General features: G+C 68.4%; 13 protein-coding genes. 5 read left to right on the top strand and 8 right to left on the bottom strand.

Annotated features, from left to right (window positions below; all coding sequences use genetic code 11):
• The first annotated feature begins 21 nt into the window (after positions 1–21).
• Positions 22–846: an NAD-dependent epimerase/dehydratase family protein gene (locus ACFWMR_RS17380; protein WP_378379059.1), complete on the top strand. Its 825-nt coding sequence runs from the start codon at positions 22–24 to the stop codon at positions 844–846.
• Here ACFWMR_RS17380 and mptB read toward each other — a convergent pair.
• Positions 831–2,261: a polyprenol phosphomannose-dependent alpha 1,6 mannosyltransferase MptB gene (gene mptB / locus ACFWMR_RS17375; RefSeq protein ID WP_378379058.1), complete on the bottom strand. Its 1,431-nt coding sequence runs from the start codon at positions 2,259–2,261 to the stop codon at positions 831–833. The two genes, ACFWMR_RS17380 and mptB, sit on opposite strands and share 16 nt — an antisense overlap.
• 99 nt (positions 2,262–2,360) lie before the next feature.
• Between mptB and ACFWMR_RS17370 the strand changes: the two genes are divergently transcribed.
• On the top strand, positions 2,361–3,020 hold the full coding sequence (locus ACFWMR_RS17370; RefSeq protein ID WP_093934368.1) for a response regulator transcription factor: 660 nt from the start codon (positions 2,361–2,363) through the stop codon (positions 3,018–3,020).
• Between the two features lie 17 nt (positions 3,021–3,037).
• Entirely contained in the window at positions 3,038–4,066 is a 1,029-nt protein-coding gene (locus ACFWMR_RS17365; protein WP_378379057.1) for a sensor histidine kinase, read from the top strand.
• Between the two features lie 3 nt (positions 4,067–4,069).
• Here the strand turns inward: ACFWMR_RS17365 and ACFWMR_RS17360 are convergent, their stop codons facing one another.
• Positions 4,070–4,549, bottom strand: coding sequence for a MarR family winged helix-turn-helix transcriptional regulator (locus tag ACFWMR_RS17360; RefSeq protein WP_378379056.1), 480 nt, complete (start codon positions 4,547–4,549; stop codon positions 4,070–4,072).
• Between the two features lie 54 nt (positions 4,550–4,603).
• Here ACFWMR_RS17360 and ACFWMR_RS17355 point away from each other — a divergent pair, with 54 nt between their 5' ends.
• Both ACFWMR_RS17355 and ACFWMR_RS17350 read left to right on the top strand, forming a co-directional pair.
• The gene (locus ACFWMR_RS17355; RefSeq protein ID WP_378379055.1) at positions 4,604–5,797 is read left to right on the top strand and encodes a multidrug effflux MFS transporter; all 1,194 of its coding nucleotides are present in this window, start codon (positions 4,604–4,606) and stop codon (positions 5,795–5,797) included.
• Positions 5,794–6,768: an amidohydrolase family protein gene (locus ACFWMR_RS17350; RefSeq protein ID WP_378379054.1), complete on the top strand. Its 975-nt coding sequence runs from the start codon at positions 5,794–5,796 to the stop codon at positions 6,766–6,768. The genes ACFWMR_RS17355 and ACFWMR_RS17350 overlap by 4 nt, the downstream gene beginning before the upstream one ends.
• A 7-nt stretch (positions 6,769–6,775) precedes the next feature.
• On the opposite strand, the gene ACFWMR_RS17345 is transcribed toward ACFWMR_RS17350, so the two are convergent.
• The 6 genes from ACFWMR_RS17345 to ACFWMR_RS17320 all read right to left on the bottom strand — a co-directional run bounded on the left by ACFWMR_RS17345 (position 6,776) and on the right by ACFWMR_RS17320 (position 14,695).
• The gene (locus ACFWMR_RS17345; protein ID WP_378379053.1) at positions 6,776–7,129 is read right to left on the bottom strand and encodes a hypothetical protein; all 354 of its coding nucleotides are present in this window, start codon (positions 7,127–7,129) and stop codon (positions 6,776–6,778) included.
• Positions 7,130–7,205: 76 nt separating this feature from the next.
• A complete protein-coding gene (locus tag ACFWMR_RS17340; RefSeq protein WP_378379052.1) occupies positions 7,206–8,171 on the bottom strand; it encodes a peptidylprolyl isomerase in 966 nt (321 codons plus the stop codon).
• Between the two features lie 60 nt (positions 8,172–8,231).
• The gene (locus ACFWMR_RS17335) at positions 8,232–10,517 is read right to left on the bottom strand and encodes a glycosyl hydrolase family 95 catalytic domain-containing protein (RefSeq protein ID WP_378379051.1); all 2,286 of its coding nucleotides are present in this window, start codon (positions 10,515–10,517) and stop codon (positions 8,232–8,234) included.
• Positions 10,514–12,808 (bottom strand): glycosyl hydrolase family 95 catalytic domain-containing protein, encoded by a 2,295-nt coding sequence (locus tag ACFWMR_RS17330; RefSeq protein WP_378379050.1) that lies wholly within the window; start codon positions 12,806–12,808, stop codon positions 10,514–10,516. The genes ACFWMR_RS17335 and ACFWMR_RS17330 overlap by 4 nt, the downstream gene beginning before the upstream one ends.
• 127 nt (positions 12,809–12,935) lie before the next feature.
• Positions 12,936–13,754 carry a tyrosine-type recombinase/integrase gene (locus tag ACFWMR_RS17325; RefSeq protein WP_378379049.1) on the bottom strand — a complete coding sequence of 273 codons (819 nt, stop codon included), beginning with the start codon at positions 13,752–13,754 and terminating at the stop codon, positions 12,936–12,938.
• Between the two features lie 59 nt (positions 13,755–13,813).
• The gene (locus ACFWMR_RS17320; protein WP_378379048.1) at positions 13,814–14,695 is read right to left on the bottom strand and encodes a hypothetical protein; all 882 of its coding nucleotides are present in this window, start codon (positions 14,693–14,695) and stop codon (positions 13,814–13,816) included.
• Between the last annotated feature and the right edge of the window lie 200 nt (positions 14,696–14,895).

Genomic DNA, 14,895 nt, shown 5'->3' with positions numbered 1-14,895 from the left:
CTTAACTGACAAGGGGTTCACATGGCAGACCAGCGCGTCCTGATCACCGGCTCGGCGGGCATCGTCGGCACCCTGATGCGGTCGAGGCTGCGCCGTTCCGGCCGAGTGCTGCGGCTGCTCGACCTCGCCGCGCAGCCCGAGGCCGCAGGCGGCGAGGACGTCGAGCTGATCACCGCGTCGGTGACCGACCCGGAGGCGATGGCGAAGGCCTGCGCGGGCGTCGACGCGGTGATCCACCTCGGGGGGCACAGCCGCGAGAACTCGTGGGAAGCCACACTCGACGTCAACATCAACGGCACCCACACCGTCCTCGAAGCCGCGCGGGCGGCCGGCGTGCCGCGCGTGATCCTGGCCTCCAGCAACCATTCCGTCGGTTTCCGCCGCAACGACGAAGCGGGCGAGAACGGTCTCCCCGCCGATTCCACGCCCAGGCCCGACACCTACTACGGCGTCAGCAAGGCGGCCATCGAAGCGCTCGGCAGCCTGTACCACTCGCGGTTCGGCATGGACGTGATCGTCATCCGGATCGGCTCGTGCTTCGAAAGCCCGATCGTCCTCGGCCCGCGCGGGCTGACGACCTGGCTCTCCCCCGACGACGGCGCCCGCCTGTTCGAAGCCTGCCTGAGCTACCCCTCCCCCGGCTACCGGCTGATCTGGGGCGTCTCCGACAACACGCGCCGGAACTACTCGCTCGCCGAAGCCGAGGAGCTGGGCTACAAGTCGCTCGACAACGCGGAAACCTACGCCGACCAGCTGGCGGACCTGCCCGCTCCGACCGGGGTCGCGGCGGAGTACGTCGGCGGGCCGTTCTGCACCGCGCCGCTGGGAGCTCACAACCCGCTCTGACGAGCTTCCGGTGCCCCGAATGTGGCATTGGGGACATTGAGTGTCCCCAATGCCACATTCGGGGCGCCAGCCGGCGGAGAAGGAGTGGCCCGCGCGGTCAGCACACCGACACCCGCGGAGACCACCAGCAGCACCCCGAATCCCCATGGCGGCAATAGGGTCGTCCCGTCGGGATGGGTGCTCACCACGAGCCAAGTCGAGGCGGCGGCCGCGACAGCCACGCACCAGCCCCGCCACGCGACCGCCGCCCCGAGCGCCAACGGCCAGGTGAAGTACCAGGGGAACGCCACCGGCGTCAGCAGCGCCGCCGCCAGCAACGCCACCGCCGCGCCGCGGACCGCCGCACCGCCACCCGCCCGCGAACGCCACCACAGCCACGTCACCAGAACGGCGAGGACGGCCCAGCCCGCGATCCGGCACACCGCGACGGCGTCCGCGAAACCGGGCAGCGCCGCCCGCATGATCTTCCCGAGTGCGGTCGGGATCGACAGCCAGGGTTCCAGCCACGAATTCCCGCTCAGCGCACGGATCCAGCCGAGGTCGACCCCGGCGGCGACAGTACAGAGGCCGAACGTACAGACCACAATGGACACTGCCGTCACCAAGGCGCGGAAGAAGCCACGCCCACCTGACCGCCGTGCCCACACCCACACCAGGAACGGCAATGCCACGGCCGCGGGGATCTTCACCGCGGCGGCCAGCGCGACCAAGGCGAACCCGGTCCAAGGCGCCCGGGTGAGCACGAGCGCCGTACCGGCCGCGAGCAGTCCGACCATCAGCAAATCGTTGTGCCCGCCGGAAACCACGCAGAGCACCATCAGCGGATTCGCCACCGTCAGCCACAACGCTCGTTCCGGCCGGGCACCGAGAAACCGGCACAGGACGGGCAACGCGCCACAGAGCAAGGCCAGACCGGCGACCATCGCCAGTCGGGTCAAGAAAGCGCTGAGCACCAGGTTCTCACCGGTGACGGTGAGCACGCTCTTCACGATCAGGATGTGCAACGGCCCGTACGGCGAAGAGATGAACGACCAGCCGCCCGCGGCGTTGCCGGCGATCGGACCGGGAACGTCGGCGGGAACGTGCGTGTACGGGTCGAGGCCGGCGTGCGCCACCGCGCCCTGCGCGAGATAGGTGTACAGATCGGTGCTGAACAATGGTGGCGCGCACAGCAGCGGGACGCACCACAGCCAGGCCGCCCGCACGACCTCGCGTGCGCTCGCCGACCGTCCTAACCGGACCCAAGCAGCCAGCATCAGGACGAGGCCGAGGTACAGCACAGCGGTGGCGAGCATCCGGCCGTTCCCGGACAGCGCGGGACCGTTCCGCAGTGTCGCCCCTGCCCCGAACGCGCCGAGCGAGACCAAAACGGACCCGCCCAGTCCCACGGCCGCGCTCTTTCCGATGAAGATCATGCGACAGGTCTAGGCGGTGGGTGCTCCAGGGCCGTTAAGATCGACTTTTATCGGCTCTTTATCCGTCCGGCGTTCTACTGGGCACGTGGGGAATGGTTGATGCGGGTACTCGTGGCCGAAGACGAGCGGATGCTGGCGGACTCCATCACCGAAGGCCTGCGGCACCTCGGGATGGCGGTGGACGTCTGCTACGACGGCGACGCGGCACTCGAACGCGTCGTGGTCAACCGGTACGACGTCGTACTGCTCGATCGCGACCTCCCGCTGGTGCACGGCGACGAGGTCTGCCGGAGGATCGCCGAAGGTGACGGCGAAACCCGTGTCCTGATGCTCACGGCCGCGGCGGGAATCCGGGATCGCGTCGACGGGCTCGGCCTCGGGGCGGACGACTACCTCACCAAGCCGTTCGCCTTCGCCGAACTCGTCGCCCGGGTGCACGCGCTGGCCAGGAGAGCCCGTCCGGCGCTGCCGCCGGTGCTCGACCGGGCCGGGGTGGAACTGGACCCGGCGAAACGGTTCGCGTCACGGGACGGGCGGCCGTTGCCGTTGTCTCCCAAGGAGTTCGCCGTCCTGGAAGTGTTGCTGCGGGCCGAAGGACGGGCCGTCAGCGCGGAAGAGCTACTGGAGAAGGCATGGGACGAGCACGCCGACCCGTTCACGAACACGGTCCGGGTCACGGTGATGACGTTGCGGAAGAAACTCGGGGCGCCGCGGGTGATCCACACCGTGCCCGGCGCGGGCTATCGGCTGGGTACCTGAGGCGGTCGCGGGCGTCGGTGCGCGGCCGGATCGAGCTGGTCCTCCTCGGCGCGTTCATCGCTCTTCTGCTGCTGCTCTACCCGCTCGGCAAGTCGGCGGGCATGGTGTTCGGGACCTTCGTGGACCGCGACTTCTGCCCGCGGGGCACCGGCTGCGCCGACACGGCGGGCGGGCTCTGGTGGACTCTGCCGCTCATCGCTACGGCCGTGCTCGTGATCTTGATCAGGCGCCCGGTGGCGTCGTGGGCGGTACGGCCGTTGCCCGATCTCACCGCGACCATCGAGCAGCTGGGGCCGCAGAACCTCGGTCAGCGCATGCGGCTCGAGCAGACCGACGGCGAAATGCGGGAGCTGGCCGTCGCGGTGAACAGCATGCTCGACCGGGTCGCGGTCGGTTTCGAGGGGCAGCGCCGGTTCGCGGCGAACGCGTCGCACGAGCTGCGTACGCCGCTCGCGGTGCAGCGGACGCTCGCCGAAGTCGCGATGGTCACCGGTGGCGGCGAAGAGGTCCATCGGCTGGCGGCCCAGCTGCTCGTGGTCAACGACCGCAACGAGCGGCTGATCGAAGGGCTGCTCGTGCTGGCGGAGGCCGACCGGGGACTGCCCGGCACGATCCCGGTGCGCCTGGACGAACTGGTGGATTCGGTGCTCGCGAAGTTCGACGAGCGACTGGCCGGGCACGAACTCACCGTGCGCCGGGAAATCGCCGAGCGGACCGTGCCCGGCGACCCGCTCCTGCTGGAACGGCTGATCGCCAATCTGGTCCACAACGCGATCAAGTACAACCAGCCGCACGGCTGGATCGAACTGATCGTCGGCGACGAACCCGCGCTGAGCGTGCACAACTCCGGCGAGCGCGTGCCCGCCGAATCGGTCGACACGCTGTTCCAGCCGTTCCGCCGCCTCACCGCCGATCGCACGAACCACCGCGACGGAGCCGGACTCGGACTGTCCATCGTGCGCTCGATCGCTCTCGCGCACCACGGCCGGGTATCCGCCGTACCCGGTGAGGACGGCGGTCTGCGGGTCGACGTGTCCCTGCCCTGATCGCTAGCCAGACTTCCCGGTGGTGTCCGAAGCGGCCAGGGATTTGGCGGTGAGCTGCGTTTCGATCCGCCGGAGAATCGAGGTCACGGCCTCGATCTCGTCCGGGTCGGACACGATGCCGTCGAGCAGCCCGCTCCAGATCTCGCGGAGCTGCCGCAGGTTCTCGTGCGCGCGGGCGGTGGGATAGAGCCGGATCCGCCGGGCGTCGTCCTGGTCGGTTTCGCGGTGCACGAGGCCTTTCTTCTCCAGCCCGCGCACCGCCCTGCTGAAGTTGCTGGAGATCAACTGGGTGGCCTCGGCCGCGGCGCGGGCCGACGTGCCGGGGTTCCGGTCGATGAACCGCATCACGGCGCTTTCCAGCGGCGTCCAGGAGTCGGACGCGAACTCTCTGTTCGCGAATTCCTTGGAGGCGTGGATCTGACGGCCCACCGCCAGGATCAGGTCGGCAAGTTCGAACAGCCGTGACGTTTGCTCATCGTCCACCAAGCAATGGTACATTTGCTGTCAGTTGATAGCTATCATCTGATAGGAGTATCGGTGGACACATCGGTGGACACGCAGTCCCGCGGCACCATCCCGGTCCCCTTGCTGCTCGTGCTCGCCCTGCTGGCCAGCGTCGCCCCGTTCGGCATCGACCTCTACCTGGCGGCGTTCCCGCGGATGGCCGTCGACCTGGAGACCAGCGACACGGCGATCCAGCTGACCCTCACGACGTTCCTGCTCGGACTCGCGGCCGGGCAGCTGATCTTCGGCCCCGTGTCCGATCGATGGGGCAGGCGCGGACCGCTGCTCACCGGTTCGGCGGTGTTCATCGCCGCGAGCCTGCTCGCCGCGTTCGCGCCCACGATCTCCGTTCTGCTGGCCGCGCGGCTCCTGCAAGGACTGAGCGCCGCGGCGGGCATGGTCATCGGCCGCGCGGTCATCGCCGACCTGGCCACCGGCCGGGCCGCCGCCCGCGCGTTCAGCTTGATGATGATCGTCGGCGGGGTGGCGCCGGTGGTCGCACCGCTACTGGGCAGCCTGCTGGTCGACGCGATCCACTGGCGCGGAATTCTCGGCGTCCTGGTCGGACTGGCCGTCGCCATGCTCGCCGGATCCGCCGTGATGGTGCGGGAAAGCCTGCCCCGGGAACGGAGGGGCACCTCCGGCAATGGCGGGTTCCGGGCACTTCGGAGCCGCGCGTACCTGTCCCCCACGCTCACGCTCGTCTTCTCGTTCGGCGTGCTGATGGCCTACATCTCCGCGTCGCCTTTCCTGTACCAGTCGGTCATCGGGATGAGCGCCGTCGGCTACGGCCTGATGTTCGCGCTCAACGCGCTCGGCCTGGTGCTGAGCAGCGCGGCGGCGTCACGGCTGCTGCACCGCGCCGAACCGCGCCGCGTGCTCACCGGCGGTGTCCTCTGGCTCGTCGCCGCCTCGGCCGTGTTGCTCGCCATGGCGTTGCTGCCGATCAGCGTCGCTTTGCTGCCGGTGCCGATCTTCTTCGCGGTCTCGGCGCTGGGTTTCATCCTCGGGCCCGCCACGGCGATCGCCCTGGACGCGGTCCCCGGAGCCGCCGGAACCGGTTCGGCCGTCCTCGGCGCGACACAGTTCGGGCTCGCGGCCGTCGTCTCGCCGCTCGTCAGCGTGGGCGACGGGCATTCCGCGGTGCCGATGGCGATCACCATCGCCGTACTCGCCGTCATCGCGGCGATCCCCTGCTTGAACGCGACGGAAAAGGTGAGGAAATGACGCTCATCGCGATCGAAGAACACTGGATCCTGCCGGAGCTGACCGACGCCCTCAACGGTCTTCCGCCTGAAGCCCGCGACGAAAGCCTCGCCTTCAACGATCTCGGGGACCACCAGGAACGGCTACGGGACTTGGGCGCGGGCCGGATCGCGACCATGGACGCACAGGGCATCGACGTCTCGATCCTTGCCCTGACACCACCGGGAACCCAGTCGCTACCCGCCGAAGAAGCGCTGCGCCTGAGCCGAACCGCGAACGACGTCGCCGCCGCGGCCGTCGCCGCCCACCCGACGCGCTTCCGCTCCCTCTCCACGTTGCCGATGTCGGCGCCGAGTGAAGTCGCCGGCGAACTCGAGCGAGCCGCCGATCTCGGGCACGTGGGCACCATGGTCTATGGCCGGTCGGGCGACCGTTTCCTCGATGACCCCGCCTACGACGACTTCTTCGCCACGGCGGCGGCCCTTCGCCAGCCTGTCTTCCTGCATCCCCAGCTGCCCTCGGCCGCCGTCCGCGACGCGTCGTACCGCGGCTTCGACCCCATGTCCGACCTCGCGCTCGCCACTTTCGGCTGGGGCTGGCACCTCGACGCCGCGACGGCGGCGCTGCGGCTGATCCTGCGGGGCACCTTCGACCGGCATCCGGACTTGCAGGTCGTGCTCGGTCATTGGGGCGAGATGCTGCTGTTCTGGCTGGACCGGGCGGACAGCCTGTCCCGTGTCGGCGGCTTGCGGCGGCCGGTCTCGGACTACCTGCGGACGAACTTCTTCATCACCACGTCCGGCATGTTCAACCCGGCGCTGCTGCGGCACGCCCTGTCGGTGACTTCGACCGACAGGCTGCTCTTCTCGACCGACTATCCTTTTCAGCAGCCGACGCGGGAGGAGATCGACGCCTTCCTCGGTGAACTTCCGTCCGATGTGGACCGTCGGAAGTTCTCTTCGGGCAACGCTTCGGCCTTGTTCGGCATCTGACGGCCGGTCAGGTTCGCACGAATGTGTCAGCCAAGGCGAAAGCCGGCCGAGTCCGCACGCTCATCCGGCCGCGGCCGCCTTCCGCGTGGTAGTCCACCTCGAGGACGGGCCCGGACCTGTGGTCGTCGATCGTCACAAGGCTCACCTGTTCGCGGTAGACGTCGACAATGACGTCCGACGCCCGCGAATACTGGACGCGGACGCTCCACGCGGTCAGGTCCCAGGTGACGTGGAGTTCTTCGGACTCGGAGAGGGGAAGTCGCACCTCCCGCACCAGATGATCACCTGACACCGCCTCGGTGTGCGGGAGAACGCCGAACGCGGAGAGCCACACCTCGTCTTCGGCGACCACGAACTCCATGTCTTCAGCCTATCGCTCAGCCTCGCGAGGGGCTGCGTGGAGCGACGCTATGAACGGTCCGTTCATAGCAGCCGGCTCAGCCGATCGCCACCGACTGGAACGTCACCGGGATCCGCGGCGCCCCCGTCCCGTCCCCGACGCCCTGGGACTCGTCCACCCCGCCCCGCGCGACCTTGTCCAGCACCTGGAGACCCGCGTCCGAGATACTTCCGAACACCGTGTACTCCGGCGGCAGTTCCGCGTCACCGAAAACCATGAAGAACTGGCTGCCGCCCGAGTTCGGCGCCTGGGTCTTGGCCATGGCGAGGATCCCGCGGCCGTACTTGATCTCCGGGAAAAGCTCGTCCGGGACCGTGTATCCCGGCCCGCCCGTGCCGGTGCCCGCCGGGTCGCCGCACTGGAGCATCTGCAACCCCGACGTCGCGAGCCGGTGGCACGGGGTGCTGTCGTAGTACCCCTGCCGCGCCAGCGACAGGAAGTTCGCCACGGTGCACGGCGCGAGCGCGCTGTCCAGGGTCAGCCCGATGTCGCCGACGGTCGTCTTGATCGTGACCGCCGTCGTGCCGGACGCCGGGGTCGGCCCCGACGCAGGCGGAGTCGCCTTCTTCGGCACCTCGCCGCGGGTACTCGCCGGGTACGCGCATTCGCTCGGATCCGCCAGCGGCGTGGTGCGCTTCGGTACCGGAACCCGGTCCGCGGGGATCCGCACCGAGCTCGACGGGGCAGTTTCCGGCATGCTCGACGTCGGAGCCGATGACGAAGACGGCGACGCCACCGCGCCATCGCTCTTCGAGTCCGACAGGAAGAATCCCGGCGTCACGAAACCGGTGATCGCCACGACGGCGACCACCACGACCAGCCCCAGCACCCCCAGGCCGACCCAGAGTCCCGTCTTGTTCGACGGCGGCGGCTGCGGCGGGCCGTACCAGCCCTGCTGCTGCGGATAGGACTGCGGATACGGCTGCTGGTAGGGCTGCCCCTGCGGAGTCCCGGAACCGGGCACCTGACCTTCGGGTTCGCCCGGCTGCGGCGGCTGGGACATCTGCGCTCCTGTCATCCAAAGGAAGTACAGGGGCTACTCTCGCGTATCACCACGGACGAGTCACGGCATCCCCCACGGCGTGGCGTCCCCATTGGCAGGAACAGGCCGGATCTCGAGGTCGGGCCGGTCGCCCGCGCGGTGCACGACGGCCTCTTCGCCACGGCGCAGGTCGATCCGGACGTCGCCGTTCGGCAGCCGCCGCCAGCGTTTCGGCCTTCCCCACCGATCGCGGACGGTCAGCTCGCCGTCGAGGTCCGTCCGCAGCACACAAGGCGCCCCCGCCTCGCTGGCGACCTTGACCCAGCGCGTCTTTCCCCCCTGCCGTGAGGCGCTGAGCAGGAACGCGCCCTGCGTCCGGAAGTCGCGCAGCGCGGCGTCCGCCCACTTGGCGGGCACGGCCGGGAACAGCCGGATGACGCCGCCCCAGCTCTGGACGAGCATGTCGTGCAGCGACTGGGCCGCCGAGAGCGGCGTCTCGATGACCGGACCGGATTCCTTGTACATCGTGTTCGGTTGGATGTAGCGCCGCTGCAACTCCCCGAGGTAGAACTCCGCCTTCTCGCCACGCAGCATCTGCGCCGACATCGACGCGGCACCGGTGAACGTGTAGCCCTGCAGCGCGCCCTCGAAGCCCACCCAGTGGTCGAGCGAGGTTTCGATGATCCGCCGGTGTTCCGGCCGCTCCCAGGTGATCTCGTACAGCGGGTAGATCTGGAGCAGATGCGAATAGTGCCGATGCGACTTCGCGAACGGCACACCGGCGCCGATCATGTAACCGTCGGCGTCGACCGGATACGGGACCAGCGTGGCCAAGACCTCCCGCCACCGCCGTGCCAGCGGGTCTTCGATCCGCAGTTCGGCGGCCGACTCCAGCAGTGTCTTGCAGCCCCAGCGGATCAGCGCGAGGTCGTAGGTGCAGTCGGGCGCGTTGACGCCGTACTCCGGAGAGAAAGTCGACGGCAGGTGCAGTTTCCCGTCGGAGCCGGGGACGAGGAAGTGCAGGTAGTAGTTGATCGCCTTGCGCAGCAACGGGAACAGCGTGTCCCGCAGCAGCCGCCCGTCCATCGTGTGCCGGTAGGACAACCAGACGTTGTGCAGCGCCCAGGTGAGATTGCCGACTTCCGGCGTCGGCGTCTCCTTGCCGGGGATTCCGACCGGGAAACCGGAGTTCGTCCCGGCCGCGCCGTTGAGCAGGGTCATGTCGGTCGTGCGCGGGATTCCCGCGGAATCGTGCTGGTACGGCTCGGCGACCTGGTTCGACAGGTTCGCGCGGTACCTGCCGAGCGCGTGACTGACAGCGTCCAGCTCCAGGTGGTTCGAGCCGTGGATGAGCCAGTACTCCAGCTGGACATTGAGGTTCCACCACGTCGCCGGCCATGGAGTCGGTTCGAGCCACGGCCCGCAGGTCGCCATCACGGGTGCTTCCGCGCGGGCGGCCGAGGCGACTTTGTACAGCTGGATCCAGTGGAAACCCTGGAGCCGGGTGTCCGGAATGGACAGAAAGCTTCGCCGATAGTAGTCGTGCCACCAACGGCGATGTTCGATCGCGAGGACGTCGAACGACCCGGCACGCCGGACGGTCTTCAGCGCCTCTCGCGCGGCCGTCTTCCTCGGGTGAGACCAGGCCACGGACGTGTACAGCGTCCGTTTCGATCCCCTGACGACCTCGCGCCACGCCGTGACGTGCTCGCCGCCCGCCAGCAGGCTCTGCACGGAAAGCCTGCTGTCACCACTGTTTTCCAGTGTCGCGGGCGGGTTGGCGACGTAGCCGGCGGGCGGCGGCTTCCCGAACTTCGGGTCCGTTCTCGGGCTCACCGCCTCGGCCGGATGGAAGACCCAGCCGAAGCCGCGTTCGCCCTCGGTCGGCTCGATCTCGACGGCCAGCAGCGACTGTCCCGTGTGGATGATCGCGCGTACCGAGAGACTGCCCGCGGCCGTGGTGATCATGCCCCGGAGTTCGGCGTTCCAGAGATCCATCCGCCAGTCGATCCCGGTGATTGCGCCGACCGGTTCGAGGGTGAAATGGCCGATCGGCAAGCGCGCGAGCCCGAACAGGGAACCGAATTCGGGCCGATGATCCTGAACCTCGCTGTGCTGGACGTTGAACCGGACGGCGTTCCTGCCCGGTTCGGCGTAGATGCCCGAGCCGAGGAAACCGTTGCCGAGGAAGGGACCTTCAAACCAGGTCTTCGGCATCTTCCGCCACACCAGGTCCGCGGAGGCGAGAAAGCCCGGCCAGTCGAGGCCGCTGTCGATCTCCGCCGCCGAGGCGGACGGCGCGAACCCGGCCGCCGCCACGCCCGCCAGCGCGCCGCCGAGCATCGTCCTGCGCGTGATGTCCGTCATCGGACCTCCTGGCCGAGTCCCCATGCCGGAGTTCCGCGATCGCCGGGCACGTCGCGCGGCCCCAGGTCCGGACGCGCACCGCGCCGCGAGACGACGGCCGTCCCGCCGCGGCCGAGCGGAATCGAGATCGTGCCCGGCCCTTCGGCCCGCCAAGGAAGCCTTCGCCCGCAGCCGTCACGAACGTCGATGTCACCCGGGATCCCGTGTTGAAGCGTGAGCGGCTCCCCCGCTTCGCTACGGATACGGATCCATTCGGTCACACCGTTCCTGCGGGACGCGTCCACGAGGAAGGCACCTTCCGCGCGCAAGCTTTCGAAGGACGCGTCCGGCCATGTCGCCGAAACCGACGGGAAGACCTTGAGGACACCGTGATCACCCTGAAGGAGCATGTCCACAATGGACTGCGCGGCGGTGATAGGACTCTCGATCGCGAGGTTCGCGCCTTCGCGGTACATCGTGTTCGGCGTGAGCTGAGTGTCGGCCACGACCGTCCCATCGAGGAAGATCTTCAGGTAACGCAACGCTTCCTCGGGCGCGTCCATCACGGAACTCATCGACGACGCGGCCGCGAAGCTGTAGCCGTGCCATTTGTCCTCGGCACTCGACCAGTGCGCGAAAGTACGGCGCATGACGTCCCGGTCGCCGGGACGATCCCAGAGCTTCTCGCGCAGCGGATAGAGCCAGAGCAGATGCGAGAAGTGCCGGTGTGATTCGGCCAGCGGGACACCGTCGCCGATCAGCACACCCTGAACGGGATCCTGGTGGTATGGCACCAGTTTCTCGCCGATCTCGCGCCACGCGGGCACTCTCGGGTCGTCGATGCGCAGCTTGGCCGCGGATTCGACGAGGATGCGCGCGGCCCAGCGGATGAGCGACAGGTCGTACGTGCAGTCGGCCGCGTCCGCGTACTCGGGCGACCTTGTCATCGGCAAGTGCAGCCGCCCGTCCGGTCCGGCGGCGAGGAAGTGGCGGTAGTAGTTGAGCGCCTTGGCGAGCGTCGGATACAGGACGTCGCGCAGGACGCGGACGTCCATGCTGTGCCGGTACGCGAGCCAGACGTTGTGCAGGCCCCAGATCAGGTTGCCGGTCTGGTCGTTCTTCGTGGCCGGGCCGGGAATCCCGACCGCGCGGGTGCCGCCGGGCCGCAGCCGCCAGTCACCCGGATGCGAAAGGGCGTACGTGTCGCCGTCCCGATAGCCGGGAGGAACCGAGAGTTCGAGGTTGGCGTGGTCGCGGCGGAAGGTCGCCGTGACGGCGTCGAGTTCGGGATGGTTGCTGCTGTTGACGATCGGGTACGTGACCTGGACGTTGAGGTTCCACCACACCGCCGTCCAGCTGTTGCCGACCTCGGGGAACCACGGCCCCCATTCGGCGACGACCGGGCCGCCGCTGCGGGTGGCGCAAGCGGTCTTGTACAGCTGGATCCAGTAGAACCGCTGGATCCGCTTGTCCGGAATGGACACGAAACTGCGCCGGTAGAAGGCGTTCCACCAGCGCCGATGGCCGGCGACGAGCCTGTCCGGGTTCGTCGCCGACGCCCGGTGGACCCTGCTGATCGCTTCGGCGGTGTGAGTCGGTTCGGGAAACCCGTACGCGACCGTCGCCGCCAGAAGCCGCCGCGTGCCGATGGTCCGCTCACGCCACGCTGTCGCGTACCCGCCGCCCGCGTGCAGCGGCTGCTCGCAGTACTGGACCGCGCCCGCACTGGCGAACTTCGGATCGGGATTGGCCGTGTACTCGGGCGGTTTGCGGATCGTCCTTGTCGTCGCCGACTTGAGCGGCGTGAACCCCCAGCCCGCCGCCGCGTCCCCCGTGAGCGAGACGAGGAGGAGATCCTGGTCGTTGTGGACCAGTGCGGAGAACCGCACCGTCCCCTGGGTGGTCGTGATCGTGCCGCCGAGTTCGGCGTTGTACAGGTCGAGCCGCCAGTCCACCGCCGTGATCGCGCCCGCGAAGGTGAGGGTGAGGTAGCCGATCGGGAGCCGCGAGTACCCGATACCGGCTTCCCACTGTCCCCGCTGGTCCTGGACCCGGGAGTGACTGAGCATCACCTTGAGGACGTTCGGCTGCGCGCCCGCGTAGAACTGGACGCCGAGGAAGCCGTTGGCGAGGAACGGCCCCTCCTGCCAGCCCTTCGGCATGCGCTTCCAGACCATGTGCGCGTCGTCGACCACACTGCGGTGGACGTCCCCGGACGCCTGCGCCGGCGTGGCCCCTTGGGCCCACAAACCACCCAGCGCGGCGGTCCCCGCGGCAGCCTTCAGCATCGATCGCCTGGACAGCCCGCCCATGGGTCGCCTCCAGATTCATACTACGTTTACCGTAGATCAAGCCCTGGCGACCGGCATGTTTCCAGAAATAGACCAGCTTTGGCCAGCCTGCTCACCCGTAAAGCGGCAGATACATCCGACCTATCGGTCAGCGAGCAAGGTAGGCCCGGGTGGCTTCAGGCGATGCGTGACCGAGCAACTCGGCGGCTTCGTCGAGGTCGACCCCAGCTCGGAGAAGGTTGACGGCGTACGTCTTGCGCAGGGTCCGAGCGGAGACTCCCGGAAGTCCGATCATGATCGCGAAAGTGGTCACGAGGCCGTTGACCGACGCGGGTGGCACGCGACAGCCGAAGACGGTGACGAAGAACGCCGGATTCTCGGCGGCACCGGGCCGCTCGGCACGCACGCGAAGATAAGAGTCCAGCAACGGGCGAAGCTCGACCGGAAGCGGAACGGTCCGTCGCCGCCTTCCGCGCACGGTGACCGCCTCGGCGGACACGTCCCGCAACTCCAGCGCGGAAACCTCGCTCACACGAAGACCGGTGTGGCACATCAGGTGGATGAGCGCGGCCTTCCTGGCCGACAAGAGGTGAACCGCGGAAGTCAGCAGCCCGCGCAGCTCGTCGTCGTCGAGCGGCGACAGGGTTCCGGCCTCGAATTCCGTTCGCTCGCTCTTCATGGCCAGCTTGCCCTGGACGAGCGTGCCGAGCGTGGCACCCGGCCATTTCCGCCACCGATGGGGCGGGGTCTTGAGCAGGCGTTCCTCGGCGACCGCCGCGCTGTCGACGGCCACCGAGCCGAGCGCACCGTTGAGCACCTGCTGCTCACGATGCCGGTTCGCCCGGTTCACGCGCCGCTTGTGGCGCGGGATGTTCTTGCGTGAGGACTTGTCGTTCTCACCGTGCCGCTCACGACGATCCTTGGCGTAGCTCAGCCGCTTCTTCTCTTGCGGACTCTTCCTTCTCATCGCCCCTCCCCGGTGTGTCACCGGAAGATAGCGAGACATCTCGGCCGTGGACCACCGATTTACCCAACACCCAGCCGAGCCCCGGCGGCGTTGTACGCGGCCACGAGTTCAGCGGCGACCCGCTTCGGTTCCGTGCGCAATCGGCTGGGCAGTGTCTGGAGCACCGCGATCCCGGCGGCGGTGTACCTGCCGTTCCGCGCCAGAGTCGCGGCGTACTGCTGCTTACCGAAATGGAAGTCGTACGAGTCGATCTCCCACGCGAGGAGGACCTTCCGGAAGTAGCCATCCGGTGTACCGATGTACTCGCCGTTCTCTGTCCGCAGGGGCCGGTTCCAACTCGGTTCGGGCAAGCCCGAGAGCCGCCACACGTTCATCGCGTCGATCTCCGCGACCGACCGTGCTCCTCGCAGGACGTCACCCAGAACCTCGCGAGAAAGCGCACTGCCTCGGCTACTGCCTGCTTCGAGTTCCTGGATGAGGTCCTCGGGATTCAGCCCGCCGCGCTGAACCGCTTCGGTCAGCAACGCCCTAATCGGATCCAGTGTGGTGAAGCGGCGACACTCGTCGAGGGCCGCCCGGACGAGCGGAGCCATGGCCACTCCGTCCACGGTGACCGGCCGGGGCATCCGTGTGGTCCGCTCCACGAGCACGTATCCGGCGCTGCTGACCTGACAACCGGCGGGCACCAGCAGATGAATCCGGTCGGCCGTGGTCTTCGGCCCCCGCAACCCTTGCCGACGGCAGGCTTCAATTCCGGTGACGATCGCCTCCGAACCGCCGTAGAGCAGGGCGCCTTCGACCGCTTGTCCGCGAGTCGGCTGTCCTGAGGAGAGCAGCACCACTCCGGGCAACAACCGCTGCCAGGGCTGCCCCGGCCGACAGCGCCGATAGCAGGTCCTCTTCGGGACACCGACTTCGACGAGCCGCGCAACGGTGATCACCCCATCGCGGCTCAGCTTGTAAAGGGCCTCATGATCGCGAGCCCACTCGCCAGTTCGCACCCTAAGATCATCGGCGGCTGCACCCAGCAGCCGCCAGCCCTTTCCGCGCCGCCTGTGGACAACTCGCCACATCAGCCCCACTGTGGACAACTCAGACGTGCCCCCAATGTGGCATTGGGGACGTTGAGCGTCCCCAATGC

The organism is Amycolatopsis thailandensis (genome assembly GCF_042723255.1).
Taxonomy (GTDB): domain Bacteria; phylum Actinomycetota; class Actinomycetes; order Mycobacteriales; family Pseudonocardiaceae; genus Amycolatopsis; species Amycolatopsis thailandensis.
This window is presented reverse-complemented; position numbering and strand designations above follow the sequence as displayed.